This window comes from Amycolatopsis sp. NPDC058340 (assembly GCF_042723975.1).
Classification (GTDB): Bacteria; Actinomycetota; Actinomycetes; order Mycobacteriales; family Pseudonocardiaceae; genus Amycolatopsis.
This window is the reverse complement of record NZ_JBHXIB010000002.1, coordinates 309,072-331,414: the sequence shown is the minus strand read 5'-3', so window position 1 is coordinate 331,414 and position 22,343 is coordinate 309,072. Positions and strand designations below refer to the sequence as shown.

25 protein-coding genes are annotated in these 22,343 nt (G+C 66.2%); 16 read left to right on the top strand and 9 right to left on the bottom strand.

Annotation, left to right across the window (positions count from 1 at the left end; translation table 11 throughout):
* Window positions 1-29: 29 nt before the first annotated feature.
* Window positions 30-941 (bottom strand): NADP-dependent oxidoreductase, encoded by a 912-nt coding sequence (locus tag ACFWIW_RS04930; RefSeq protein WP_378367174.1) that lies wholly within the window; start codon window positions 939-941, stop codon window positions 30-32.
* Between the two features lie 99 nt (window positions 942-1,040).
* On the opposite strand from ACFWIW_RS04930, the gene ACFWIW_RS04925 reads away from it, so the two are divergent.
* On the top strand, window positions 1,041-1,502 hold the full coding sequence (locus ACFWIW_RS04925; protein ID WP_378367173.1) for a GNAT family N-acetyltransferase: 462 nt from the start codon (window positions 1,041-1,043) through the stop codon (window positions 1,500-1,502).
* Here the strand turns inward: ACFWIW_RS04925 and ACFWIW_RS04920 are convergent.
* The gene (locus ACFWIW_RS04920) at window positions 1,480-2,433 is read right to left on the bottom strand and encodes a helix-turn-helix transcriptional regulator (RefSeq protein ID WP_378367172.1); all 954 of its coding nucleotides are present in this window, start codon (window positions 2,431-2,433) and stop codon (window positions 1,480-1,482) included. The two genes, ACFWIW_RS04925 and ACFWIW_RS04920, sit on opposite strands and share 23 nt — an antisense overlap.
* 62 nt (window positions 2,434-2,495) lie before the next feature.
* Between ACFWIW_RS04920 and ACFWIW_RS04915 the strand changes: the two genes are divergently transcribed.
* The 3 genes from ACFWIW_RS04915 (at window position 2,496) to ACFWIW_RS04905 (ending at window position 5,088) form a co-directional block, all read left to right on the top strand.
* Window positions 2,496-3,632, top strand: a complete 1,137-nt coding sequence (locus tag ACFWIW_RS04915; protein ID WP_378367171.1) for an epoxide hydrolase family protein — start codon at window positions 2,496-2,498, stop codon at window positions 3,630-3,632.
* A 3-nt stretch (window positions 3,633-3,635) separates the two neighbouring features.
* The gene (locus tag ACFWIW_RS04910; protein WP_378367170.1) at window positions 3,636-4,715 is read left to right on the top strand and encodes a winged helix DNA-binding domain-containing protein; all 1,080 of its coding nucleotides are present in this window, start codon (window positions 3,636-3,638) and stop codon (window positions 4,713-4,715) included.
* A 76-nt stretch (window positions 4,716-4,791) separates the two neighbouring features.
* Window positions 4,792-5,088 carry a hypothetical protein gene (locus tag ACFWIW_RS04905; RefSeq protein ID WP_240594742.1) on the top strand — a complete coding sequence of 99 codons (297 nt, stop codon included), beginning with the start codon at window positions 4,792-4,794 and terminating at the stop codon, window positions 5,086-5,088.
* A gap of 15 nt (window positions 5,089-5,103) precedes the next feature.
* Here the strand turns inward: ACFWIW_RS04905 and ACFWIW_RS04900 are convergent, their stop codons facing one another.
* A complete protein-coding gene (locus tag ACFWIW_RS04900) occupies window positions 5,104-5,874 on the bottom strand; it encodes an FHA domain-containing protein (RefSeq protein ID WP_240594743.1) in 771 nt (256 codons plus the stop codon).
* Window positions 5,875-5,958: 84 nt separating this feature from the next.
* Here ACFWIW_RS04900 and ACFWIW_RS04895 point away from each other — a divergent pair, with 84 nt between their 5' ends.
* Complete coding sequence (locus tag ACFWIW_RS04895) at window positions 5,959-6,330, top strand: PH domain-containing protein (protein ID WP_026467493.1); 372 nt, start codon at window positions 5,959-5,961, stop codon at window positions 6,328-6,330.
* Between the two features lie 875 nt (window positions 6,331-7,205).
* Here the strand turns inward: ACFWIW_RS04895 and ACFWIW_RS04890 are convergent.
* Window positions 7,206-7,388, bottom strand: coding sequence for a hypothetical protein (locus ACFWIW_RS04890; protein WP_378367169.1), 183 nt, complete (start codon window positions 7,386-7,388; stop codon window positions 7,206-7,208).
* 43 nt (window positions 7,389-7,431) lie between these two features.
* On the opposite strand from ACFWIW_RS04890, the gene ACFWIW_RS04885 reads away from it, so the two are divergent.
* A complete protein-coding gene (locus tag ACFWIW_RS04885; RefSeq protein ID WP_378367168.1) occupies window positions 7,432-9,171 on the top strand; it encodes a DUF6119 family protein in 1,740 nt (579 codons plus the stop codon).
* A 22-nt stretch (window positions 9,172-9,193) separates the two neighbouring features.
* On the opposite strand, the gene ACFWIW_RS04880 is transcribed toward ACFWIW_RS04885, so the two are convergent.
* On the bottom strand, window positions 9,194-9,664 hold the full coding sequence (locus tag ACFWIW_RS04880; RefSeq protein ID WP_378367167.1) for an NUDIX hydrolase: 471 nt from the start codon (window positions 9,662-9,664) through the stop codon (window positions 9,194-9,196).
* Window positions 9,665-9,674: 10 nt separating this feature from the next.
* On the bottom strand, window positions 9,675-10,418 hold the full coding sequence (locus ACFWIW_RS04875) for a DUF5919 domain-containing protein (RefSeq protein ID WP_378367166.1): 744 nt from the start codon (window positions 10,416-10,418) through the stop codon (window positions 9,675-9,677).
* A 242-nt stretch (window positions 10,419-10,660) separates the two neighbouring features.
* Here ACFWIW_RS04875 and ACFWIW_RS04870 point away from each other — a divergent pair, with 242 nt between their 5' ends.
* The 9 genes from ACFWIW_RS04870 (at window position 10,661) to ACFWIW_RS04830 (ending at window position 17,446) form a co-directional block, all read left to right on the top strand.
* A complete protein-coding gene (locus ACFWIW_RS04870) occupies window positions 10,661-10,906 on the top strand; it encodes a hypothetical protein (protein ID WP_364204190.1) in 246 nt (81 codons plus the stop codon).
* 4 nt (window positions 10,907-10,910) lie between these two features.
* Window positions 10,911-11,372: a hypothetical protein gene (locus ACFWIW_RS04865; protein WP_378367165.1), complete on the top strand. Its 462-nt coding sequence runs from the start codon at window positions 10,911-10,913 to the stop codon at window positions 11,370-11,372.
* 288 nt (window positions 11,373-11,660) lie between these two features.
* On the top strand, window positions 11,661-11,909 hold the full coding sequence (locus ACFWIW_RS04860) for a hypothetical protein (RefSeq protein ID WP_378367164.1): 249 nt from the start codon (window positions 11,661-11,663) through the stop codon (window positions 11,907-11,909).
* On the top strand, window positions 11,887-12,141 hold the full coding sequence (locus ACFWIW_RS04855) for an AMED_5909 family protein (protein WP_378367163.1): 255 nt from the start codon (window positions 11,887-11,889) through the stop codon (window positions 12,139-12,141). Before ACFWIW_RS04860 ends, ACFWIW_RS04855 begins: the two co-directional genes overlap by 23 nt.
* A 309-nt stretch (window positions 12,142-12,450) precedes the next feature.
* Window positions 12,451-14,016 carry an FtsK/SpoIIIE domain-containing protein gene (locus ACFWIW_RS04850; protein ID WP_378367162.1) on the top strand — a complete coding sequence of 522 codons (1,566 nt, stop codon included), beginning with the start codon at window positions 12,451-12,453 and terminating at the stop codon, window positions 14,014-14,016.
* Window positions 14,013-14,399 carry a hypothetical protein gene (locus ACFWIW_RS04845; RefSeq protein ID WP_378367161.1) on the top strand — a complete coding sequence of 129 codons (387 nt, stop codon included), beginning with the start codon at window positions 14,013-14,015 and terminating at the stop codon, window positions 14,397-14,399. Before ACFWIW_RS04850 ends, ACFWIW_RS04845 begins: the two co-directional genes overlap by 4 nt.
* Complete coding sequence (locus ACFWIW_RS04840; protein WP_378367160.1) at window positions 14,399-16,018, top strand: replication initiator; 1,620 nt, start codon at window positions 14,399-14,401, stop codon at window positions 16,016-16,018. Before ACFWIW_RS04845 ends, ACFWIW_RS04840 begins: the two co-directional genes overlap by 1 nt.
* Window positions 16,019-16,028: 10 nt before the next feature.
* Window positions 16,029-16,208, top strand: coding sequence for a helix-turn-helix domain-containing protein (locus ACFWIW_RS04835; RefSeq protein WP_007033922.1), 180 nt, complete (start codon window positions 16,029-16,031; stop codon window positions 16,206-16,208).
* Window positions 16,208-17,446 (top strand): tyrosine-type recombinase/integrase, encoded by a 1,239-nt coding sequence (locus ACFWIW_RS04830; protein ID WP_378367159.1) that lies wholly within the window; start codon window positions 16,208-16,210, stop codon window positions 17,444-17,446. Before ACFWIW_RS04835 ends, ACFWIW_RS04830 begins: the two co-directional genes overlap by 1 nt.
* A 64-nt stretch (window positions 17,447-17,510) precedes the next feature.
* Here ACFWIW_RS04830 and lpdA read toward each other — a convergent pair whose 3' ends face one another.
* From lpdA to pip, 3 genes are all read right to left on the bottom strand, one after another.
* The gene (lpdA, locus tag ACFWIW_RS04825) at window positions 17,511-18,896 is read right to left on the bottom strand and encodes a dihydrolipoyl dehydrogenase (RefSeq protein WP_378367158.1); all 1,386 of its coding nucleotides are present in this window, start codon (window positions 18,894-18,896) and stop codon (window positions 17,511-17,513) included.
* 47 nt (window positions 18,897-18,943) lie between these two features.
* Entirely contained in the window at window positions 18,944-19,714 is a 771-nt protein-coding gene (locus tag ACFWIW_RS04820; protein WP_378367157.1) for a lysophospholipid acyltransferase family protein, read from the bottom strand.
* 63 nt (window positions 19,715-19,777) lie between these two features.
* The gene (gene pip / locus ACFWIW_RS04815; protein WP_378367156.1) at window positions 19,778-21,187 is read right to left on the bottom strand and encodes a prolyl aminopeptidase; all 1,410 of its coding nucleotides are present in this window, start codon (window positions 21,185-21,187) and stop codon (window positions 19,778-19,780) included.
* Between the two features lie 38 nt (window positions 21,188-21,225).
* On the opposite strand from pip, the gene ACFWIW_RS04810 reads away from it, so the two are divergent.
* Window positions 21,226-22,266, top strand: a complete 1,041-nt coding sequence (locus ACFWIW_RS04810) for a LacI family DNA-binding transcriptional regulator (protein ID WP_378367155.1) — start codon at window positions 21,226-21,228, stop codon at window positions 22,264-22,266.
* Window positions 22,267-22,343 lie beyond the last annotated feature (77 nt).

Below are 22,343 nucleotides of genomic sequence, written 5' to 3'. Positions count from 1 at the left end.
ACCGTCCTTACCACTCACGAGGTCGCCCGTCACGGGAAGGTCAGCACGATCTTCCCTCGCCCGTGCCCGGTCTCGATCTCCCGGTGCGCCGCCGCGGCCTCGCTGAACGGATACGTCCGACGCACGAGGAATCGCAGCTCCCCCTTGACGTACAACGACGCCAGCATCCCCAGCCGTTCGGCCGACCGGGTGCCGGTGACCACCCGCGCCCCGGCTTCGGGAGCGCGGCCGTGCTCGACCAGGGTGAGCACGCGGTCCGGATTCCCGACCAGTTCGAGGGAAAGATCGAAGGCTTCGCCGCCCGCGCCGTCCAGCGCCGCGTCGATTCCGGACGGGGCCAGGGCCAGCACGCGGTCGGCGAGACCGTCCCCGTAGACCACCGGTTCGGCGCCGAGCGAACGGACGTAGTCCTGGTTCGCCGCGCTCGCCGTCCCGATCACCTTCGCCCCGCGCAGCACGGCGAGCTGGACGGCGGCCGTGCCCACCGCGCCCGCCGCGCCGTGGATCAGCAGTGTCTCGCCACGGGCGACCCGCAGGGCGTCCAGCGCCAGGTACGCCGTCTGCGTCCCCGCCGTGAACCCGCCCGCGACCTCCCACGGCATCTCCGCCGGCTTCGGCGTGACGTTCTCCGCGGGCACCACGATGTACTCGGCGTACGCCTGTACGGCGGTGAACCCGAGCACCTCGGCCCCCGCGACGAGGCCGGTAACCCCGGAACCGACCTCGTCGACGACCCCGGCGAACTCGTTCCCCGGGACACGCGGCCAACGCAGCTCGAACCCCGCGGGTTCCCAGCCGGCCCGCACGGCCGCGTCGTACGGCTGCACCCCCGCCGCCTTCACCCGCACCCGGACCTCTCCCGCCCCGGCGTGCGGCTCCTCCAGCTCCAGCACCCGGAGCACCTCCGGGCCACCGGCTTCCGTGAACGCGGCCGCTTTCATCTTGTTCCTCCAGTTCGTCCCCAGCTGTCGGAACCCAGCCTCATACCTCCAGATAGCTTGAGGTCAAGAACTGTCGGTGTGACGTTCTAAGCTGCGCACGTGACGAGCTACCGCATCTCCAGGGCAAGCGCTTCCGACGCAGGCAGGCTGACGGCGCTGATGCACGAATCGGCCGCCTACCAAGGGGAATACGCCTCGATCCTCGACGGCTACCAGGTCACCGAGGACTATCTCGCCACCCATCCCGCGTTCGTCGCGCACGCGCAGCGGGAAGTGGTCGGTTTCTACAGCCTGATCGAGTACCCGGCCGAGCTCGACCTGCTGTTCGTCGCCGATTCGACCCAGGGCACGGGCATCGGCGCGTGGCTGGTCGAGCACATGCTCGGGCAGGCCGCGGACCTCGGCATGACCGAGATCCGCGTCGTCTCCCATCCGCCCGCCGCCGGGTTCTACGAGCGGATGGGCGCCCGCCGCGTCGGCGTCGTACCGCCCAGCCCGCCGAAGATCACCTGGGAGCGCCCGGAACTGGTCTTCGACGTCAAGCATCCACCGCGCGACTGAACCGCCCGATCAGTTTGCGCAGGTGGCCGGCGAATTCCGGGGAGTCGACGACCTCGAAATCGGTGTCGAGCAGGCCGAGGTAGAGCGCCAGATACTCCAGCGTGTCCGCGCCGGCTTTGAGCAGGCAGGTCCGCTCGTCGACGGCTTCGACGACGACAGCGGGCGGCACCTTCGCCGCGGCTTCGGCGGCCGGGGCATGGAGCCGGATCGTCGCGTGGTGCCGCCAAAGCGCCGCGCCGACACCGCGCTGGAGGTAGGCGACCACGCCGCCTTCGGGTGGTTCGCGCTCCTCGAAACGGCGGCCGTTCGGTGTACGCGGCCGCACCCGGTCCGCGCGGAACGTGCGCCAGTCCCGCTTGTCGACGTCCCAGCCGACGAGGTACCACCGGCGGCTCATATGCACGACGCGGAGCGGCTCGACCTGCCTGCGCGTCTCGGATCCGTTGTGTCCCATGTAATCGAAGCGCAGGGTCTCGCGGTCACGGCAGGCAGCGGCGATGGCGGAGAGCACCTCTGCGTCGACCGTGGGGCCGCCGCCCTGCACCGCGAGGGTCGCGGAATTCAACGCCGCGACCCGGTGCCGCAGCCGCGACGGCAGCACCTGCTCCAGTTTCGCCAGCGCGCGCACCGACGTCTCCTCGATCCCCGCGATCGTCCCGCCGGCGGCCGTGCGCAGGCCCATCGCCACCGCGACGGCCTCTTCGTCGTCGAGTAGCAGCGGGGGCATGGCCGCGCCGGCGCCAAGGCTGTAGCCACCGGAGACGCCGGGCGTCGCGTCCACCGGGTAACCCAGCCCGCGAAGCCGCTCGACGTCGTTCCGGATCGTCCTGGTCGTGACGTCGAGCCGCTCCGCCAGTTCCGGGCCCGTCCAGTTGCGCCTGGCCTGCAGCAGCGACAGGAGCCGCAGCAGTCTCGCCGAAGTTTCCGCCATGAATCCCACCTTGTCCGCGATTGCGGAACGAATCTTTCCGCAATCGTTCCTAATCTAGCCCCATGACTGAGATCAAGCCCTTCCGCATCGCCATCGACCAGGCCGAACTCGACGACCTCAAGGACCGCCTCGGCCGCACCCGCTGGCCCCGCGAGGTCACCGGCGACTGGAGCCGAGGTGTTCCGGTCGCCTACCTCAAGAGACTGGCCGAGTTCTGGGCCGATGGCTTCGATTGGCGTGCCCAGGAGGCGGAACTGAACGAGTTCCCGCAGTTCACCACCGAGATCGACGGCCAGACCATCCACTTCCTGCACGTCCGGTCGACCGCTCCGGACGCGCTACCAGTGGTGCTCACGCACGGGTGGCCGAGCTCGCCGTTCGAATTCCGGCGGGTCGTCGAGGAGCTGAGCGATGAGTTCCACCTGGTCATCCCGTCACTGCCCGGTTACGGGTTTTCGAACCCGGTGAACGGCCCCGGCTGGGGCAACCTGTTCCGCGTCGCCCAGGCGTGGATCACGCTGATGGACCGTCTCGGCTACGAGCGCTTCGGCGTCCACGGCACCGACGCGGGCGCCGGGGTAGCGGGGATCCTTTCGATGATCGCCCCACACCGCGTGGTCGGTGTTCATCTCACCGGCACCAGCGCGGGTATGCCGTTCGGCCCGGCCCTCGACCTGGACGGCCTCGACGAGAAGGACCGCGAGCGCGGCGAACGCTTCAACCGGTTCCAGTCCGACGGCCTCGGTTATCTGCACCTGCAGGCGACCCGGCCGCAGACGCTGGCCTATTCGCTGAACGACTCCCCCACCGGCCAGCTCGCCTGGATCGTGGAGAAGTTCGCCGAGTGGACCGATCCGGCCAAGGAACTGCCGGACGACGCCGTCGACCGCGACCATCTGCTGACCGCGGTCAGCCTGTACTGGTTCACCGGCGCGGGTGCTTCGTCCGCGCACGCCGTGTACGAAGGCATGGAGGTGTACCGGCAAATGTCGCAAGGCGGCCGGGACGACGGCGGCGAAGCGCCCGCCGGCCCGCCGCGCGGGATCGCCGTCTTCGCCGGGGACACCACGATCCGGAGTCTGCAGGACGGTCCGGTGGCACACTGGTCCGAGTACGACACCGGCGGCCACTTCCCGGCGATGGAGGTCCCCGGTCTGTTCGCCGAAGACCTCCGTTCCTTCCTGCGAAAGTGCGTCTGACGAATGGATCAGCTCAGCCCACGGGCCCTCAACCGCGCGACTCTGGCCAGGCAGCTCCTGCTGGATCGCGCCGATCTGCCCGCCATCACCACGATCGAGCGGCTGGCCGGACTCCAGGCGCAGGCCCCCGACTCGTCGTATGTCGGGCTGTGGTCACGGCTTCGCGACTTCCAGGTGGACGAGCTGGCGAAACCGCTGGCCGCACGCGAAGTCGTCCGGATGACCTTGATGCGCGGCACGGTGCACCTGGTGACGGCCGCCGACGGCCTCGCGCTGTGGCCCACCCTGAAACCGGTGGTCGAACGCGGTTTCCTCGGCCACTACTCGCGGGAGGTCGCCGGGCTCGACCTCGCCGCGATCGCCGAAGCGGGGCGAGCCCTGCTCTCCGAACGGCCATGCACGCGAGCCGAGATCCGGGCCGTGCTCGCGCCCCGCTGGCCCGACGCGGACCCGCCGACGCTCGGCTACGCGGTCAACAGCCTGCTCCCCCTCGCGCACGTGACCCCGCGCGGACTGTGGGGCCAGACCGGACCGGCCGCGTTCGCCCTGCTCGAAGACTGGATCGGCCGACCGATCACGGCCGGGATCTCCCTCGACGACCTGGTGCTGCGCTATCTGGGGGCGTTCGGCCCGGCGACCGTCCGCGACGCGCAGGTCTGGTCGGGGCTCACCCGGTTGAAGGAGGTCTTCGAGCGGCTGCGGCCACAACTGCGCACCTTCACCGACGGCGAGGGAAAGGAACTGTTCGACCTTCCCGGCGCGCCACGCCCCGACCCCGAGACCCCGGCGCCGCCCCGGTTCCTCCCCGAGTACGACAACGTCCTGCTCTCCCACGCCGACCGCGTGCGGGTGATCCCCGACGGCCGCCGCGTGCCGCTGCCACCGGGGAACGGCGGCCGCCGGGGCACCCTGCTCGTCGACGGTGAATTCCTGGCCATTTGGGCGATCAACGGGGCGACGCTGACGATCGAATCGCGGGAACCCTTGCGAGATCAGGATTCGATCGCCGAAGAGGGCGCGCGGCTGCTGGAATTCGTAGTGCCGGGCTCCGCGCACGACATACGTTTCGGCATCGGCGGATAACGGTCCGGCCTTTTGCCGTAACGACGGGCACCGTTCGGGCGAAGCATGGGCGCAAAGAGCCTGAAGGGAGCGGGCCATGAGCAAGAACTACGGCTTCATGACGGTGCTGGCGGGCCTCAGCGCGCTCGCGGTGATCGCGGTCGCTGCGGTGTGGCGGTATCCGAACACGTCGGACGTCACGGCGGTGATCACCGCGGCGGGAACGGTGATCGGCACCGTGGTGGGTGCCTTCTTCGGCGTGAACGCGGCCTCGGCGGGACGCGTGAAGGCCGAAGAAAGCCGGGATCAGGCGACGGCGGCACTGGTCAAGGTGGCCACCCAGGCGGACGAGGGCAGCGACGTCGCGAAAACGGCCATGGAGGGAGTACGCTGACCGTCCTTTATGGACTCAGTCGAGCGCTTCGAGCAGGGCCAGGTCCGGCGGGACGAGTGTCGTGGACAACACGAGCTCTCGCAACAGGTTGTCGTTCAACGCGTTGCCGACCGGCTCGCCGACCTCTTCCCGCCGCAGCCCGAAAACCCCGCCGGCGGACAACCGCGCCCGGACGTCGATGACGACGTGCTCGACCCGGCGGGCGGTCCACGTCTCGCCGGGCCTGAGTTCGGCGAGCACCTCGGCGGTCTGCTGGCGGGACAACGGCTGCGGATTGAGGTCGTGCAGCAGATAGCGCTGCCCGAAAACGACCAGGACCAGGCGTTCTTCCGCACTGAGGCGCCAGCGCCGGGGCGGCACGGTGACGTCGTCGTGCCGGGTGACCGGATGCCCGCCTTCGGGACCCGCGACGTACAACTCGAGCAGGTGCTCCCGCCTGCCCGAACCGCGGACGAACAGCGGCGTGTACCCGTCCGACAGGGGAATCGGCTCCTCGCCACGGGAAAGCCAGCGGGAATTCGGCAACCGGATGGGCAACTGGCCGGTGTTGCTGACCCACCACTGGCCGTCGGTGAAGTTCAGCAGCCCGTGCTTGCGGCTGACCTGCAGGTCGTTCTCCCCCACACAGACGTCGACCTGCGGCCGATTACGCCCGAAAGAGATCTCGCCACCCTCGCCGGGATCGACGGAGACGCCGCCCGCGAGCGTGAGCGCGAACACCGCGCCGGGCGCCGACCGGGGCACGCCGAGCGCCAGGCTCTCGTGCGTCGTCGTCAGCCGCTTCATCGTCCCTCCTCCTGGTCCCCGGCATTATGCGAGATCCCGCCGGGGACGGGTCCCGATGTCGCGTTCGTCCGTATGTTGGAGTACATGATTGACTTCTCCAAGGACACCGTCTTCAAGCTCACGCCGTGCAAGCCGAAGGACATCGCGCCGACGGTGCAGCCGATCATCATCCCCGGCGAGGAGATCATCTCGTCGTTCAAGGCGGTGCGCGACTTCGTGGTGTTCACGAACAAGCGGCTGATCGCGGTGAACGTCCAGGGCATGACCGGCAAGAAGAAGGACTTCACCTCGCTGCCCTACAACAGGATCCAGGCCTTCTCGATCGAAACCGCGGGCACCTTCGACCTCGACGCGGAACTGGACCTGTGGTTCAGCGGACTGGGGAACGTGCGGCTGGAGTTCCGGGGTTCGGACATCCGGGCGATCGGCCAACTGATCGCCACGCACACGCTGTAGGTCGGCCTCCCGCAATTAGTCGACTACTTGCGGCTGGGTGGGCTGCGGTGGGGGTTGGGCTGCGGTGAGGGGTGGGCTGCGGTGGGCGTTGGGCCGGGTTGGTCGTGAGTGGCGATGCGGGTTCTAACCCTCTTTGCCACTCACGACCCACCCGACCGGCCTGGCCCCGCCGGCCGCGTGCGTTGCGAAAGCCACTCTCGCAACGTTGAAGGTTGAGAAAGTGGCTTTCGCAACGCCCGACCTATGTCGTGAGCGTCTTGGGGCGCTAGAGCCACCGTGCCCCGATATCCGCTGTCGTGCGCGAATGGCGAACTCGCGTGATTGGAGGGACGACACACGTGATTGGGCGGACGACTCGCGTGTCCAGACGTCCGGCCCACGCCGGAACCCCCATCGCGCGCGTGTCGTCCATGCAGTCACGCGCGTCGTCCATCTGATCACGCGCGTCGTCCGCCGGATCACGCGAAACCGCCAGTGCGTCCAGAGCCGGGTCGTGAGTGGCAAGGACGGCTAGAACCGTCCTTACCACTCACGAGGCTCTACATGTTGATCTTTTGGTTCCGGGGTTTCGCTGACGTGGGCAAGATCGCTTAGGTGGTCGCTGACCTGCGCGGATAGGGCTGGGCACTTCTCGCGTGTTCTCACCCCTACCCGACGTCTGACGGCCTGGAGACGGCCTGGCCACTCCTCCCCCATCTCCCCGATACGAAGCCATCCACGCGGCCGTCGCGTCGGGTCAAGGCACGCTTTCCCGCCTTGACGCGGCGTGACGGCCGTTGTGACGATCCGGCATCGGGGCGATGGCTCCGCGTAACAGCCGTTGGTCCGTCTGCGACATCGGTGGCACGAATGTCTCAGCGAGGAGGCCGACGTGCTCATTGGCGTACCTGCGCGCCGCTGGCGGCGGCAACACCTGTCCACGGCGGCAGCGGGCGCACCGCCCGGCCGGTGGGCGGAGCGGAGCGGCAGCCCGCCGTGTCGGGCAAGGTGCGCCCGCAGGCGAGACGCGGACGCAAGGTGACCAGCGCGCCGCCGACGGCGGCGCGCCTTGATCCCATAGAGCCAAGTTCGGCAGAACAGAACGTATGAATGAGGTGGGCAGTGCCTAGGCAGCCGTCGAAATCAGCGAAAACATCCCTTTACAGACTTCGCCTGCCAGCGAATGATCAGCTTGAGACTGCCGTACAAGACAAGTATCTGAAAGAAAAAGGCTTTACAGCAATTCGGACGACAGTTGACAAGAGTGACGCACTGTTGGTCTACGGTACAATTTTAAATGACAGCCCCACATGGATAAGGCATGCTGCGAGCGTTTCATCGATTCCCTTTCAGCTAACCAATCAAACTTCCGCCGGACTACTTCTGGTGAGAATTGAATCGACCCACGATTATTGCTACGGGCTATCTTGGAGCATGGGGCATCTTGTAATTAACCCAACTTGCATCGACGACGGCTTTGGCCTTAAATTCGCTTTGCGCCGCGCGCACCCTGAATCGGTTTCCGCTCTAACATCACACGCTTTGGATACCGTGCCTCGCACAGCACGAACTACCGTGTTCGGCGGCGCATCTCTCCCCTCCTTCGGCCTGGAAGAGATCGGTGAAATCGTAAGCCGATTCGTCGGAAAGATTGAGACAGATGGCTTGACTTGCGATGTTCGGCCAACAGGCGGAAAACCTCGCTCCAAAGCCGTACGGCAAGCAGCCCGCAAGATCACCGTCCGAGGCGCCGACTCGCTCGGCATTCCGCTGGCAAAGCTTCCCGGAGGACTGCTATCAGACCTTAAACAAATCGACAGCGTAATCGAGACCGAAGAGGCAAAGCCCGAGCTTGCCCATCTCGAAGATACACAACCACTTAAGCCCGGAAATGGCAAGATTCCCATGTTGGAGGCCGCACTTTCGGCAGACCTCAAAGAAGACACTGCTAGTATGTCACTATGCTGGCCTGCAGAGTTCGATAGCGAACCTGGCGAAATAACACAGTACAAAGTATTTGGATCCGGTTCCACAAAGCCTCCGCTCTATGAAGAACTCGATCTACATTGCCTGACTGCACCCTTGGCGCACCTGGAACCAAACGCGCGCTTGTCTCGCCTACGAACCATGAGGATTCAAGGGCAAAGCGAAGAGGGAACAGCGCTAACCCGGGAAATATCCGGCGACAAATGGATCCTGTATCAGACGAAGCTGAACGGCGAGTCCTACGTGTTTCACCGAGGCCGCTGGTACAACATTGGAGGCGCATACCTAACGATGCTAAACTCGCGCCTCGACCGGATCTTCTCGAATAAGAGTAATCTAAACCTTCCTGAATGGCCGAAGCAGAAGAAGATTCGCAAGTCCGATTCATCCGAGTACCTAGGGTGGGCGAATGAGCGTCACTACAATGACCACGTGGTCGGAATAATAAAAGGCCACGTCTCACTCGACAGGCAGCTAATTTACACAGAGCAGCACCCTCATGGATTCGAGGCTTGCGACATCTTGACACCAGACGGCCGCCTTGTACACGTGAAGCGACTCGACGATTCGATTGCAGCAAGCCACCTCTTCAACCAGGCCAGCAACTCAGCAGAGGCCCTGGTCAGACAGCCAGACGCTTTAGAAAAATTTCGAGAGAAGGTTTCGGTTGTCAGCGGCGGTCAGCATACACTTTCTGACGACTTTGAGCCCAAGGTAGTCGTGATTGCGTTCGCTGGCAAAGGTCGATCACCCGGCGACTTGTTCACGTTTTCTCAGGTCAGCCTTGTGCGCTGCGAGCAAAGGATCGCAACATTAGGCTTAAAATTAGAGATTGCATTTATCGAAGAGAGCAACGATGTTCTTGAAATTCCATAGCTAGGACTTCTCCGAAAAATCACTATGTGTAGTATACATTGTCCCTGTTACTTGTAGCATGAGAGATTCGGAGTCGTATTGCAGGGTGAATATTAAGACTGCACAGAGCATCGGCTTTTACCCAGATCACTTCCCTGCTCTCACTGCTGGTCGCAAGGGTTCCACTAAGCGCACTCGCACGAAAGCAGATTGAGAACTCTTGGCGCACCTCGCCATCGTCGTAGGCGATGACGTGGTTCGGGTTCGAGTACAGGCCGATCACCCCAGTAACCTCGCACTCGATGCCGGTTTCCTCGCGTACCTCCCGCACGGCGGCCTGCGCCAAGGTCTCGCCGAGTTCGAGCTGTCCGCCGGGAATCGCGTACAGGTCGTTGTCGGTGCGCCGGATCATGAGGATGCGGCCGTCGTCGTCCTGGATGAACGCGGACACCGCGACCGCGATGCTGTTGGCTTTGGGGGCGTTCGGGTCGTTGTAGTAGTCGACGCGTGCCATGTGTGGCCTCCTAGAAGGTGGCGGGCTTGGCGAGGTTCCAGACGGCTTCGAAGCTCTCCGAGTAGGTCTCGAAGAGGTCCCCGGCGGATAGCCGGCGGAGGTGCAGGGATGGGGCGTGGGCTCCCTGGAAGCCGTAGACGTGCGTGTTGATGATCATTTCGTCGTCGAAGCGGAAGATGGAGTTGTAGAGCGTGGTGTTGTGGAAGCGCATCTCCACCCCGTCTACCCCGATCAGCGGCCGGTAGAACGCGAGCGCGTTGCGGATGCGCGCCGCAAGCGTCCCGTCGCCTAGCTGCTCCTCATCGCCGCGCAGAGCGACGCTCTCCCCTTCGGGGTCTCCGAAAATCAGCCGAATCTTCGCCCCGGCCTGCGCTTTTGCAGTCAGGTCCTTGATGAACCGCGGGCGCTCCACCAGGAACAGCGCGGCGTGTACCAGGACTTCGACGGTGTCCGTCGCTTCCTTGATCAGCCGGTCCCACAGTTCGACGGGGATGGCGTTGCGGTGCGGGAACACGCGCACGACCTCGGCGGCGGCCGTCTCGGCCTTGCGCTCGGGGGCGACAGAGTCCGGCCAGAGGTAGGTCTCGGATTCGCGCGCCATCGCGGCGATCTTGTGCCGGTGCTTCGGGTACGGCGTCCGCCCCTTGGTGATCCACCGTTCCACGGTCTTCTGATCGACCCCGGTGGCGTCGGCGACTTGTTCCAGCGTGAGGCCGTTGCGCAGCAGGGCGTCCCGCAGGCGTTCGTTCGGCATCCGCCCTCCTAGGGACTTTTAGGGACGTCTTCGACCGTACCAGGGACGTCCCTAGATGTCCCGCCAGATGGTGATCACGTCCCGCGTTTTGGCGGAGATTAGGTGCCAGGTTGCCGGGGACTCGCCCCAGCACCTCGACACCAAGAGGGAGGCAGGCATGACGACTCCAACCGCCGGTCGGGCAGCGTCCGCGCACGGCTCGGGAACGTGGACAGCCAGCCGGTTCGCGATCTGAGCGCCCGATGCGCGACACGGTCCAGATCCACGTCACGGCAGACCTGCCGATCCGCGTCCGCGCGCTCACCTACGCCAACCGGGCGGAGATCCGTTTCGGCAAGGCGTTCCCCGTGGTCCTGCTCGTCGATTCCGACGCGATAGCGGTGCTGGGGAGAGAACTCGCAGAGGTACAGGCCGCATTGAACGCGGCTGCCGCAAGGGGCAAAGACGGCGACGAAGTGCCGACAGACACAGACGAACAAGGGAACTAACGACATGGCTATCTACAAAGGACACCGCTTCACCATCGACTTCGACGAAGCGTTCGCGCAGGGCCTCGTGATGGTCGGCGAGGTCTCGCCGGACAACGAGTACCAGTCGCGAGAAGACCGTGCTGCGGGTCGCCCGGCGCGTCAGCGGGTCGACGAAGTGACGGGCAAGCGTCAGTGGAAGGTCACCGTGACCGACCCGGACGAGGTCAAAGCGAAGCGGGCGTCATTCGAGATCACGTTGCTGGCCGATGTGCAGCCGGTGCCGACGACGTCCGAGGTGCTGCCGGGTATGCGGCCGATCGAGCTGGAGGGGCTGACGGCTGAGCCGAAGGTGGCTGGTCAAGGCGAGTTCAAGTACCAGTCCTACGTGTTCCGCGCGACCGGCTTCAAGGCTGCGGCCGCTGGTGGCGGGTCGAAGTCGGGCCGGGCCTCCGCCGCTGCCGAGTCAACGCCCAAGGCGGCGTGATGGTGGGCGGGGCGCCGGGGGCGGCATCCCCGCACCTGGTCCAAACCTGGGAAGCCGCTTACCGCCACTACAGCGCGATGACGCAGCGGACCGCACACGGCGGGGATGCCCTGGCTGCGCATGACATGGCCGTCGCTTCCTGGGCGGTGGCGTCGGCATGGCGAGAGCTGGCGACTCAAGGCCAGTTGCCGTGGTGGGTGCTGGCTGCGGTGTCGGCGGCGGCTGAGGGGTTCGAGGAGAACGCGCGGTCGTGGGAGATGCGCGCTTACAGCGAGGAGAGTCAGGTCCGTGGCGTTCAACGCGATGTGGAAGCCGGGACGGCAAGCGGTCGCGGGGATGCAGGGCAATGGTTCGGCGAACCCGGCCCTGCTGATCTACCTGGATCCGGACAGCCTGGCGATCCTGCCGCCGTCCGACCCGGCCGAGTGGCCGGAGTTCATCCGGCTCCTTCGCCAAATCCGCGACAGCGCGGACGAACTGGCCGTCTTCCTCAGCAGACACACGACGGTGCACGATGACGACGCCCGGCCGGAATGAGCCACAGACGCTCAAGGACGCGCACCTCGTCGCATCCGCTCGTCGCCCGAAACCGGGATCGAATCTGACGACCTGGTTGAAATTCCACCAGGCCAACGCGCGCATGTACCGCACAGTGTCCGACGTAGACCGCGCACACCACCACGAACTCCGTTACTGGGTGGGATACGAGGAACGCAAGGCGGAGGAGGTGGCCGCGCAGATCCAGAAGAACAAGTCGGAAGCTAGCTGAAATCTGAATAGCTGTCGGGAAACGTGCGTGGGGACGTGCGGCGTACAAACACGTCTCCACGCGCTTCCCGTGTCTCGTAAGGCGCAGAACCGGTACCTGGCCTAGGAAACCTCGCCGGTCCTGCGCTGTCCACAACCTCTGGAAGTGAACAATGACAACGCTAAACGATGGCAACAAGCGACCGCTAGACGGGGTCACCCGAACGCGCTGCACAGTCTGTAAGCGGTTCGCCAAGCTCCTGCCCGGCGAGACGGAATGCGCTCCCTGCCGGGGAATGCTTCCGCTGGATCTGACCGGCGGTGGCCACCGATGAACATCAACGGGATCGGCCTTCTTCTCGTCGGCAGTGGAGTGCTGGGTGTGGTGGTGTGGCTGCTGCACAAGCTCGGCCGCGCGCTCGCCACGATCGCGGAAGTCCTCGCCGCCGCTGCGGTGGTCTTCATCGCCTTGTGGTCGGCGGTGAAGTTGGTGGTGTGGCTGGGAAAGCAGGTCTTCGCGCACTGGCGGACCAGTCTCGGTGTGATCGCGGTGGTTGTCTGGTGGCAGTGGCTTGGCTGGCTCTCGCTGGCCGTCACCGTGGGTTCGGTCGCGGTGGTGCTGGTGGTGTGGCGGCTGCTCGACGTGGTGTCGTTCGATCGGTGCTGTGGCCGGTTCCTGCGGGCGTGGTGGCTGCGGTGGTTCACCTACGCCCGGAAACTGCCGGGCTGGTTGCACGCCTGCGGTCTCTCCATCTCCGACGGCACCGTGCCTGTGGAAGTGACCGTCAACCTCGTCGGCCGTCGCCGGAAGGCGGTCTCCCGTACTTCGGGTGGTGCTGCGGTGCAGGTGCCGAAGGTGCTGGGCGTGAAGTCGGGGCCGTCGTGGGATGAGGTCCGTGTCCGGCTCGTGCCGGGTCAGAAGCCGGAGGACTTCGACGACGCCGCCCGCGCCTTGGCCGTGGCTCGCAAGGTCACGCGGTGCCAGGTGCGGGAGCTGGAACCCAACGTCGTCTCGCTCGACTTCCAGCGCCGCGACCTTCTTGAAGCTCCTGTGGACTGTACGGAGCTGGCGGCCGTCGACGGCGTGGATCTGCGGCGGGTGTTCGCCGGGCGCACTGAGTACGGGAAGGACTGGCGGCTGCCGCTGACCGGTCCGGGCGCTCACATGCTCGTCGCCGGTGCCACCGGAGCCGGGAAGAACTCCGTGATGTGGTCTCCGCTGGTGTCGGCGGCCTCGGCGATCCGGGCTGGGACGGTGCGTGTCTCGGGGATCGACCCGAAGGGGATGGAACTCGCGTACGGGCGCGGGATCTTCGCCCGTTACGGGGTTGCGGGTAAGGAAGCGATCGAGGTCCTGGACGACCTGCTCGACGGGCTTGAGTCCCGTAAGCGCGAGTTCGCCGGGATCACCCGTGAGGTTCCGATTTCCACGGAGAACCCGTTGGAGGTGCTGGAGTTCGACGAGATCGGCGCGCTGACCAAGTACACCGACCGCAAGACCCGCGAAGCCATCGTCGAACGCGTCGCCATCCTGACCACCCAAGGCCGGGCACTCGGCTACACGGTGCGCGGGTATGTGCAGGAACCCACCAAGGACACCGTTCCCGTGCGGGAGCTGTTCCCCCGGCGGGTGTGTCTGCGCGTCACGTCGAAGACGCACGTCGGGATGGTCCTCGGTGACGGGGCCTATGAGCGCGGGGCGTGGGCGAATCGGATTGACGAGTCGGCGGCGGGTGTCGGCTACGTCTGGGGTGAGGGCATCCGCGAACCGCTGCGGGTCCGTGCTGGCTGGGTGCCGGACGAGACAGTCAAGGCGCTGGAGACCTACGTGACCAACGGCGGTGCTCATGTCGTCGACCTGGTCACCCGTCGCGGTCCTGAGGGGGTGGCGGCGTGAACCGGCTCATGGTCTTCCTCGACGCGATCCGCGATCACCTCGACTCGTTCGCGCTGCCTCCGGCCGCGTCGGTGCGAGTTGGAGTGACTGCTGATCCGATCACGGTGCAACTCGACTCCCAGCGACTTGAGGACGTGGCTCGCGGCTTGCTCACGTGGGCCAACTCCTTGGAAGACGTGAAGGCGTCCCTGTGGCGTCCGGAGCATGGCGGGTCTGTGCACCTGGAGCTGAGCGGCCGGACTCCCTGCGGCATCCCGGTCGTCGTTTACGGCGGCGTCTGGTTCGACGAAGCCACGTTCCCTGATCTGCCTGCGGGGATGCGGCAGGAGATGCCGGTGTTCGTGCTGCGGCAGTGGGACACGCCTGGGGAGGTGGCTGCCTGATGAGCACCCAGGAATCCGCGGTGACCACGCCGGCCAAAACCCGGGCCGCCCGGATGCGCGAACCCCTCGCCTCCGACGTGGTGAAAGCGACGGCAGAGAAGCACGGGGTCTGCGTACGGCCGTTCACGATGGAGGTTGGGGACACCGACACCGGCGAACTCCGGTACGTCCCGGTCCCCTGTGGCTCGACGGTCGAATCGGTGTGCTTGCCGTGTGCTCGCAAAGCCAAGGCGCTCAGGCAGGTTCAGTGCCGTGAGGGCTGGCACATGGCCGAAGAACCTGACTTCACCGCAGAGCCACCGAGTGAGGTTCAGACGGAGCTACTGGCGTTCCGGGCTGACCTCGTCGCCGCCTACCGGCAAGAGACGGACCAGGCGGAAGCCGACGAACTGCGGGAAGAGATCCAGGGAGTCGACGACGAGCTTCGGCAACTCGGGATGCGCGGCCGTCTCCCCTACATCGACCTGCCGACAAAGAAGGCGGTGAAGCGCTCGACCAAGCGGCGGCAGGACGCGCCGAACCTCCCTCGGCGCAAGGTCGCCAAGACGACGGTCGGCCGGGAGTATGCGGGACGGTTCCGGCCGTCGATGTTCGTCACGCTCACCTGTGACACCTACGGCCCGGTCCGACCGGATGGTGCCCCGGTCGATCCGTCGACCTATGACTATCGGCGGGCAGCTCGGGACGCGGTCCACTTCTCCGCGCTCGTGGACCGGTGGTGGCAGAACCTCCGGCGGGTCGTGGGATGGGACGCGCAATACTTCGCCACCGTCGAACCCCAACGACGCGCCGCACCCCACCTCCACGCGGCCATCCGAGGCTCGGTGCCACACGACGTCATCCGCCAAGTCACCAAAGCCACCTATCACCAGGTCTGGTGGCCTGAGCACAACCAGATCGTCTACGTCGAACGAATGCCGCTGTGGGACGGCGACCGCCGGATGTTCGTCGACCCCGACACCCGCGAACCGCTGACCGACTGGGACGACGCGATAGAGACCGTGGAGCACCCGGCGCACGTGGTCACCTTCGGACGGCAAGTCCACTCCAAGGGCATCCTTGGCGGCTCGGAGGAGGCCGGGCGGCACATCGGCTACCTGACCAAGTACCTCACCAAGTCAACCGGCGAGGTCGTCGAAGCCGACACCGCGAGGCAGCGCGATCACCATGACCGGTTGCACGCGGAGCTGTCGGTGACGCCCTGCTCTCCTCGCTGCGCGGTGTGGCTGCTGTACGGGATCAATCCCAAGGGAGCCAACGGAAAGACGACACCAGGGCACTGCAAGGGAAGGGCTCATCGGCGGACCACGCTCGGCCTGCCGGGGCGTCGGGTGCTGGTGTCGCGCAAGTGGTCCGGGAAGACCCTCGTGGACCACAAGGCCGATCGGAAGGCATTCGTCCTGGAAGCGCTGGCGGCAGTCGGGATCGAGAAACCAGCACCCGACCCGGCTCGGCTGATCTGGCGCAAGGTCGACTCCGGCGACCCCTCCGTACCGCCTCGGGACCACCTGGTCATGCACGCCATCTCCGAACGCATCACCTGGAAAGCCGAGTACGACAAAGCACTACTAGCCGCACAGAGCCCGCCGGATCTTTCGGCAACTCCGCTCGCGGCTTAAGGGGGAAGGCATGGACAGCATCGATCCACTGTGGTCAGTCGAAGACGTCGCGGACTACCTCCGCGTGCCAGTAAAGACGCTCTACCAATGGAAATGGCTCGGTGAGGGACCGCCGGTACGCAAGATCGGCCGTCACCTCCGCTATGACCCGACCAAAGTCCGGGCCTGGGTTGCTGAGGAGGCCGCCTGATGGGACACATCCAAGATCGCTGGTACAAACCCGCGAAGGACGCCAAGGGGAACCTGCGGCTCAACGCCCGTGGACGGCCGGTTCTGGAAAAGACCGAACTGCACGGCGTCGGGATGCGGTACAAGGTTCGCTACCTCGACCCAGACGGTAGTGAGCGGTCGAAGTCCTTTCCGGACAAGCAAAAGAAGCGCGCCGAAGACTTCCTCATCGAGATGGAGTCGGACAAGCGCGAGGGCAAGTACATCGACCCTCGCGCGGGCCTGGTGCTCTTTGAGGTCGTCGCTCAGAGCTGGCTGGACTCGCAGACGGTCGACTACACCAGCCGGGAACGCTTCGCGACGCGCGTCAAGGTCCACCTGCTTCCGTACTTCGGTAAGAAGGCGGTCGGGTCGATCCGGCCGAGTCACATCCAGACGTGGTTACGGAAGCTCCAGGACGACGAAGCCTCGGAGACGTCGCGGGCGCTCTACTTCGGACACCTGGTGTCGATCCTGAACTTCGCGATGGCGGACAAGAAGATCTCGGAGAATCCGGCGCTGTCCAAGGTGATCTCGCGCCCGAGGGCCAGTCGCAATCAAGTCGTGCCCTGGTCACGCGAACGGGCTCGGGCGGTGCGGGACAACCTTCCGAGGCGGTACAAGCCCGCTGTCGACGTCCCGGCCGGTCTGGGGCTGCGGAAGGGTGAGCTGTTCGGGTTCTCGCTCGATGACATCGACCGGAGCCGAGACGTCGCGCTGATCACCCGACAGGTGCGGGTGGTAGCCGGGAAACCGGTGTTCGCTCCGCCCAAGGGCGGCAAGTCGCGTGAAGTACCGATCGGGCGGAAGCTGCTCGGCCTCCTCGACGAGTACGCGGAGGAGTTCCCGGCGACCGAAGTCACGCTCCCCTGGTCGCATCCGGGTGGCGAACCGACCACGGTCCGTCTGCTGATGGTCAACGGGTACGGGCGGGTCTTCCGAGCGGAGTGGTTCCGGGTGAACTTCTGGCTGCCCGCGCTCAAGGACGCCGGGGTGGAGAAGCCGACCAGGGCAGACGGTGTGCACGCGCTGCGGCACCTCTATGCCTCGGTCCTGCTCGACGCTGGCGAGTCGATCAAGGCGCTGTCTCAGTACCTCGGCCACACCGACCCCGGCTTCACGCTCCGGGTGTACACGCATCTCCTGCCGAGTAGCCACGCCCGGACCCGGAAGGCCGTCGACAACTTCTTCGACGACACGCTTGGCGATCAAGCCGTGTGACGGCCTGGCCACGGCCTGACACCTGCCCTGACCCGCAAACCCGCAGGTCAGGGCAGGTTCACGCTTACATGTTGATCATGTGGCCCGCGAGACCGTGCACGGCTTCCTTCACCGCCTCGCCCAAAGTCGGGTGAGCGTGCACGTTCCGCGAGATTTCGTGCACCGTGAGGTCCCACTGCTGCGCCAAAGTCAGTTCCGGAAGCAGTTCGGTCACCTCGGGGCCGATCAGGTGCGCACCCAGCAGTTCGCCATGCGTCGCGTCGCTGAGGATCTTCACGAAGCCGACGGCCTCGCCGAGGCCGTGCGCCTTTCCGTTGGCGGTGAAGGGGAACTTCGCCACCTGGACGTCGAAGCCCTTTTCGCGGGCCTGTTCTTCGGTCCAGCCGAAGCTGGCGATCTGCGGCTGGCAGTAGGTCGCGCGCGGGATCATGACGAAGTCCAGTTCCATGGTCTCGGCGCCCGCGATGGTTTCGGCGGCGACGACGCCCATGGATTCGGACGCGTGGGCGAGCATCAGTTTCGCGGTGACGTCGCCGATCGCGAAGATGTGCGGGACGTTGGTGCGGCCCCGCGCGTCGACGGCGATGGCGCCGCGGTCGGTCAGCTCGACACCGGTCTTGTCGAGGCCGTAGCCTTCGACCCGCGGCTGGAAACCGATGGCCTGCAACACCTTGTCCGCTTCGAGGACCCGCGACTCGCCGTTCTTCGACACGGTCACGCGCACACCGGAGCCGGTGTCGTCGATGGACTCGACCTTGGTCGAGGTCAGCACCTCGATGCCGAGCTTCCGGTAGCGGCGCGCGAGCTCCGCGGAGACCTCGGCGTCCTCGAGCGGGACCATCCGGTCGAGGTATTCGACGATGGTCACCTTCACGCCGTAGTTGTGCAGCACGTAGGCGAATTCGACGCCGATCGCGCCCGCGCCGGCGATGACGATGCTCTCCGGCAGCTCGTTTTCCATGATCTGCTGTTCGTAGGTGACCACGCGGTCGCTGCGCGTGGTGCCCGGCAGCAGGCGCGCGGTCGCGCCGGTGGCGATCACGCAGTGGTCGAAGGTGATCCGCTCGCCGTTGACCTCGATGGTGTTGGCGTCGAGGAAGGTGCCGTGCCCGTCGTATTCGGTGATCTTGTTCTTCTTCATCAGGAAGTGCACGCCCTTGACGCGCCCGTCCGCGACCTTGCGGCTGCGGTCGAAGGCGGCCTGATAGTCGAAGCTGACCTTCCCCTCGACCTGGATCCCGAACGACTTCGCCTCTTTGGTCACGATATGCGCGAGTTCGGCGTTGCGCAGCAGTGCCTTCGACGGGATGCAGCCGACGTTGAGGCAGACACCGCCCCAGTATTTCTCCTCCACGACCGCCGCGCTCAGCCCCAGCTGCGACGCCCGGATCGCCGCCACGTAACCGCCGACTCCGGCCCCCAGGACAACGACGTCATAGTGTGCACTCATACCCCGAAACCTACCCCTCACCGGGACGGTCCGAAGGGTGAGACTGCCTACTCGGGACGGGAACCGCGGATCTCGATCAGCAGCTCGGTCACCGCGGTCATGATCCGCTTCGTGGCCTCCTCCAGCACCTCGCGAGACGGCGACGGCGTCATGAGGTCCGAGAGGTCCACCGGCGGACCGGCGACCAGGTTCACCGTCTTGCGCGGGAAGGCACGCGGGAGCACGGCGTCCGACGGCAGCAGATGGTGCGTGCCCCAGTTCGCCAGCGGGATCACCGGGACACCGGTCTCCAGCGCGATCCGCGCGATCCCCGTCTTGCCGCGCATGGGCCACCCGTCCGAGTGATCCGTGAAGGTGGCTTCCGGGAAGATCACGACGCATTCACCCTTACGGACGGCGCTGACGGCGTCGCGGTACGCGTCCGACGCCGTGGCCGCCCCGCGGTAGACCGGGATGTGCCTGCCGGAGCGCATCACCGAACCGATGACGGGCGCGTCCCACAGGCTCGCCTTCGCCAGGTAACGCGGCACGCGCCCATGGGCGAGGCAGTACGCCGTCACCGTCGTCGGGTCGGCGAACGACAGGTGGTTCGACGCGACCAGGAAGCCGCCGGACGCGGGCAGGTGCTCCCCGCCGCGCACCCGGAACCGGGTGAACAGCACCAGGAACGGCCACACGACGTTGATCGCGAAGGCGAACCAGGCGCCCCGGCCGGCGCGGGCGAAGCGCCGGCCGAAGGCGATCATCTGGCGGAACGTGAGCAAGTCCCCCGAAGCGGGGCTCAGCGCGGTCCAGCGTTCACGGGGTCTCAGCACCATGGACGTAATTCGTAGCCGAACCCGCTCCGGTTCGGCTACGACCACGCGCGAACGCGGCGCGGATCACACGCGTTCGAGCACCACCACGGGGATCTCGCGGTCGGTCTTCTTCGCGTACTCGTTGTAGTCCGGCCACACGGCGGCGAGCTTCTCCCACAGCTTCGCGCGCTCCTCGCCTTCGAGGGTCCGGGCGCGCGCGGTGAACTTGTCCGCCTTGACCTGGGCCTTGACCTCGGGGTTGGCCTGCAGGTTCTTGTACCAGCCCGGGTCCTCCGGCGCGCCGCCCTTCGAGGCCACGATCACCGGGTTGCCGTCGTCGTCGAACTGGTAGATCAGCGCGAACTTGCGGTCCTCGCCGGTCTTGCGGCCCTTGGTGGTGAGGATGAGGCAAGGGGCGCCCTTCTCCCAGTCGTGGCCCACCTCGCCGTCGGTCTCTTCGTAGCGACGGACGTGCTCGTCACCGAAAAGCATGTCTGTGTTCCTCTCGTCCTGGCGTGTACCGGCGCCCTCCCAGTCTGACGCGAACCGGTCGGTCGCGCTGATCAACTCGTGCAGGGTGCCGGGTTCGTCGAACGCGTGACCCGAGTCGCCGACCATTACCAGTTCGGCGGAAGGCAGCACCTGGCTGAGCTCCCACGCGGTGATGGCCGGGGTGACCACGTCGTAGCGTCCCTGGACGAGAACACACGGGATGTCGCGGATCTTCCCGGCGTCGCGGAGCAGCTGATCTTCGGCCAGCCAGCCGCCGTGCCGGAAGTAGTGGTTCTCGATCCTCGCGATCGCGAGGGCGAAGGCGGGATCGGTGAACGCGTCGATCACTTCGGCCCGCGGTCGCAGTTTGACCGTCTCCCCCTCCCAGCGGCTCCACGCGATCGCGGCGGGGCCGTGCACGCTGGGATCCGGATGGCTCAGCAGTTCGTGATAGACCTCGATCAGGTTCTCCTGGCGGCGCGGAAACGGCACCGGGGCCAGGAACCGCGACCACGCCTCGGGGAAGAGGAAGGCCGCTCCCCCGCCGTAGAGCCATTGCAGTTCCTTCACCCGCAGGGTGGCCACGCCGCGGAGGACGAGTTCCGTGACCCGTTCCGGATGCGTTTCCGCGTAGGTCAGCCCGAGCACACTCCCCCACGAGCCGCCGAAGACCATCCAGTGTTCGATGTCCAGATGCTCGCGCAAGCGCTCGATGTCGGCGACCAGGTGCCACGTCGTGTTGACGGAAAGATCCGCCTCCGGGGTGGCGCAGTTCGGCGTGCTGCGCCCGCAGCCGCGCTGATCGAAAAGGACGATCCGGTACCGGTCCGGATCGAACAGTCTGCGATGTCTCGGACTCGACCCGCCCCCGGGGCCGCCGTGCAGGAAAATCACCGGCTTGCCCTCGGGATCGCCGCATTCCTCCCAATAGATCTCGTTGCCGTCACCGACGGGCAACATCCCTTGGACGTAAGGTTCGATTTCCGGATAAAGGCCGAGCATGTCCGCCACTATGCCCCAAACGCCAGCTTGGAGGATCGATGAAGGCCCGCCCCCACGTGACGCTGGAAGATGTGGCGCGCACCGCGGACGTGTCGCTCGCGACCGCGTCCCGCGTTCTCAACGGCACCGCCACCGTCCGGGGAGATCTCCGCGAACGAGTGATCGCCGCGGCGGCCGAGCTCTCGTATACCCCCAATGCTCACGCTCAGGCATTGGCCGGTGGCTCACAGCCGACCGTCGGGGTGATCTGCCACGACGTCGGCGACCCGTATTTCGCCGCGATCGCCGGCGGGATCATGCGCGCGGCGAGTGAAAACGATCTTCTGGTGATGCTCGCGAGCACGTTCCGCGATCCGGCCAAGGAGGTCGCCTACGTTTCGACGCTGCGTGCCCAGCGCGCCTCGGCCATTCTTCTGATCGGTTCCGCGTTCGAGGACAAGGCGTGGGAAAAGGCGATGGCCGCCGAACTCGAACCGTACCGGCGAGGCGGCGGGCATGTCGCCGCGGTCAGCAGGCATCGCGGGCTCAAAGTGGACACCGTCCAGCCCGACAACCGGGGTGGCGGCGCCGAACTGGCGAAGGCCTTGCTGGACTTGGGACACCGGCGTTTCGCCGTGCTCGCCGGGCCGAAGAGCCTGACCACCGTCGTCGACCGCCTCGACGGGTTCGCCGCGGAACTGCTGGAGCACGGTGTCGAGCTCGCCGAGGACGACGTCGTCGAGGCGGCGTTCACCCGCGACGGTGGTTACGAGGCGATGGAGAAAGTCCTCGCGCGGCCGCGGAAGCAGTGGCCGACGTGTGTGTTCGCGGTGACGGACGTGATGGCGATCGGCGCGATGTCCGCGCTCCGCGACGCCGGTGTCTCCGTGCCCGGCGAGATGTCGATCGCCGGTTTCGACGACATCCCGGTAGTGCGCGATCTCACGCCCGCCCTGACCACGGTCGCGCTGCCGCTGGAGAAGCTGGGCGAACGGGCCATGGACCTGGCGCTCAAGGCCTCGCCCGGCACCCGGCCGCGCGTGGTGAAGATGTCCGGCGAGGTCGTCCTGCGCCGCAGCACCGCCGCTCCCGCTCGCTGAACCCCTTGTGTGCGGCCCGCGGGTTGACTTAACGTGGTCCGAGAAAGCGCTTTCTCACACCCGCGCCACGGAGACCC

Excerpts from the sequence above, each read along its gene's own strand:
- ACFWIW_RS04930 (WP_378367174.1), bottom strand. The coding sequence starts at position 941 with ATGAAAGCGGCCGCGTTCACGGAAGCCGGTGGCCCGGAGGTGCTCCGG.
- ACFWIW_RS04920 (WP_378367172.1), bottom strand. The coding sequence starts at position 2,433 with ATGGCGGAAACTTCGGCGAGACTGCTGCGGCTCCTGTCGCTGCTGCAG.
- ACFWIW_RS04915 (WP_378367171.1), top strand. The coding sequence starts at position 2,496 with ATGACTGAGATCAAGCCCTTCCGCATCGCCATCGACCAGGCCGAACTC.
- ACFWIW_RS04910 (WP_378367170.1), top strand. The coding sequence starts at position 3,636 with ATGGATCAGCTCAGCCCACGGGCCCTCAACCGCGCGACTCTGGCCAGG.
- ACFWIW_RS04905 (WP_240594742.1), top strand. The coding sequence starts at position 4,792 with ATGAGCAAGAACTACGGCTTCATGACGGTGCTGGCGGGCCTCAGCGCG.
- ACFWIW_RS04900 (WP_240594743.1), bottom strand. The coding sequence starts at position 5,874 with ATGAAGCGGCTGACGACGACGCACGAGAGCCTGGCGCTCGGCGTGCCC.
- ACFWIW_RS04895 (WP_026467493.1), top strand. The coding sequence starts at position 5,959 with ATGATTGACTTCTCCAAGGACACCGTCTTCAAGCTCACGCCGTGCAAG.
- ACFWIW_RS04890 (WP_378367169.1), bottom strand. The coding sequence starts at position 7,388 with ATGGGATCAAGGCGCGCCGCCGTCGGCGGCGCGCTGGTCACCTTGCGT.
- ACFWIW_RS04880 (WP_378367167.1), bottom strand. The coding sequence starts at position 9,664 with ATGGCACGCGTCGACTACTACAACGACCCGAACGCCCCCAAAGCCAAC.
- ACFWIW_RS04875 (WP_378367166.1), bottom strand. The coding sequence starts at position 10,418 with ATGCCGAACGAACGCCTGCGGGACGCCCTGCTGCGCAACGGCCTCACG.
- ACFWIW_RS04870 (WP_364204190.1), top strand. The coding sequence starts at position 10,661 with ATGCGCGACACGGTCCAGATCCACGTCACGGCAGACCTGCCGATCCGC.
- ACFWIW_RS04865 (WP_378367165.1), top strand. The coding sequence starts at position 10,911 with ATGGCTATCTACAAAGGACACCGCTTCACCATCGACTTCGACGAAGCG.
- ACFWIW_RS04855 (WP_378367163.1), top strand. The coding sequence starts at position 11,887 with ATGACGACGCCCGGCCGGAATGAGCCACAGACGCTCAAGGACGCGCAC.
- ACFWIW_RS04850 (WP_378367162.1), top strand. The coding sequence starts at position 12,451 with ATGAACATCAACGGGATCGGCCTTCTTCTCGTCGGCAGTGGAGTGCTG.
- ACFWIW_RS04840 (WP_378367160.1), top strand. The coding sequence starts at position 14,399 with ATGAGCACCCAGGAATCCGCGGTGACCACGCCGGCCAAAACCCGGGCC.
- ACFWIW_RS04835 (WP_007033922.1), top strand. The coding sequence starts at position 16,029 with ATGGACAGCATCGATCCACTGTGGTCAGTCGAAGACGTCGCGGACTAC.
- ACFWIW_RS04830 (WP_378367159.1), top strand. The coding sequence starts at position 16,208 with ATGGGACACATCCAAGATCGCTGGTACAAACCCGCGAAGGACGCCAAG.
- lpdA (WP_378367158.1), bottom strand. The coding sequence starts at position 18,896 with ATGAGTGCACACTATGACGTCGTTGTCCTGGGGGCCGGAGTCGGCGGT.
- ACFWIW_RS04820 (WP_378367157.1), bottom strand. The coding sequence starts at position 19,714 with ATGGTGCTGAGACCCCGTGAACGCTGGACCGCGCTGAGCCCCGCTTCG.
- pip (WP_378367156.1), bottom strand. The coding sequence starts at position 21,187 with ATGCTCGGCCTTTATCCGGAAATCGAACCTTACGTCCAAGGGATGTTG.
- ACFWIW_RS04810 (WP_378367155.1), top strand. The coding sequence starts at position 21,226 with ATGAAGGCCCGCCCCCACGTGACGCTGGAAGATGTGGCGCGCACCGCG.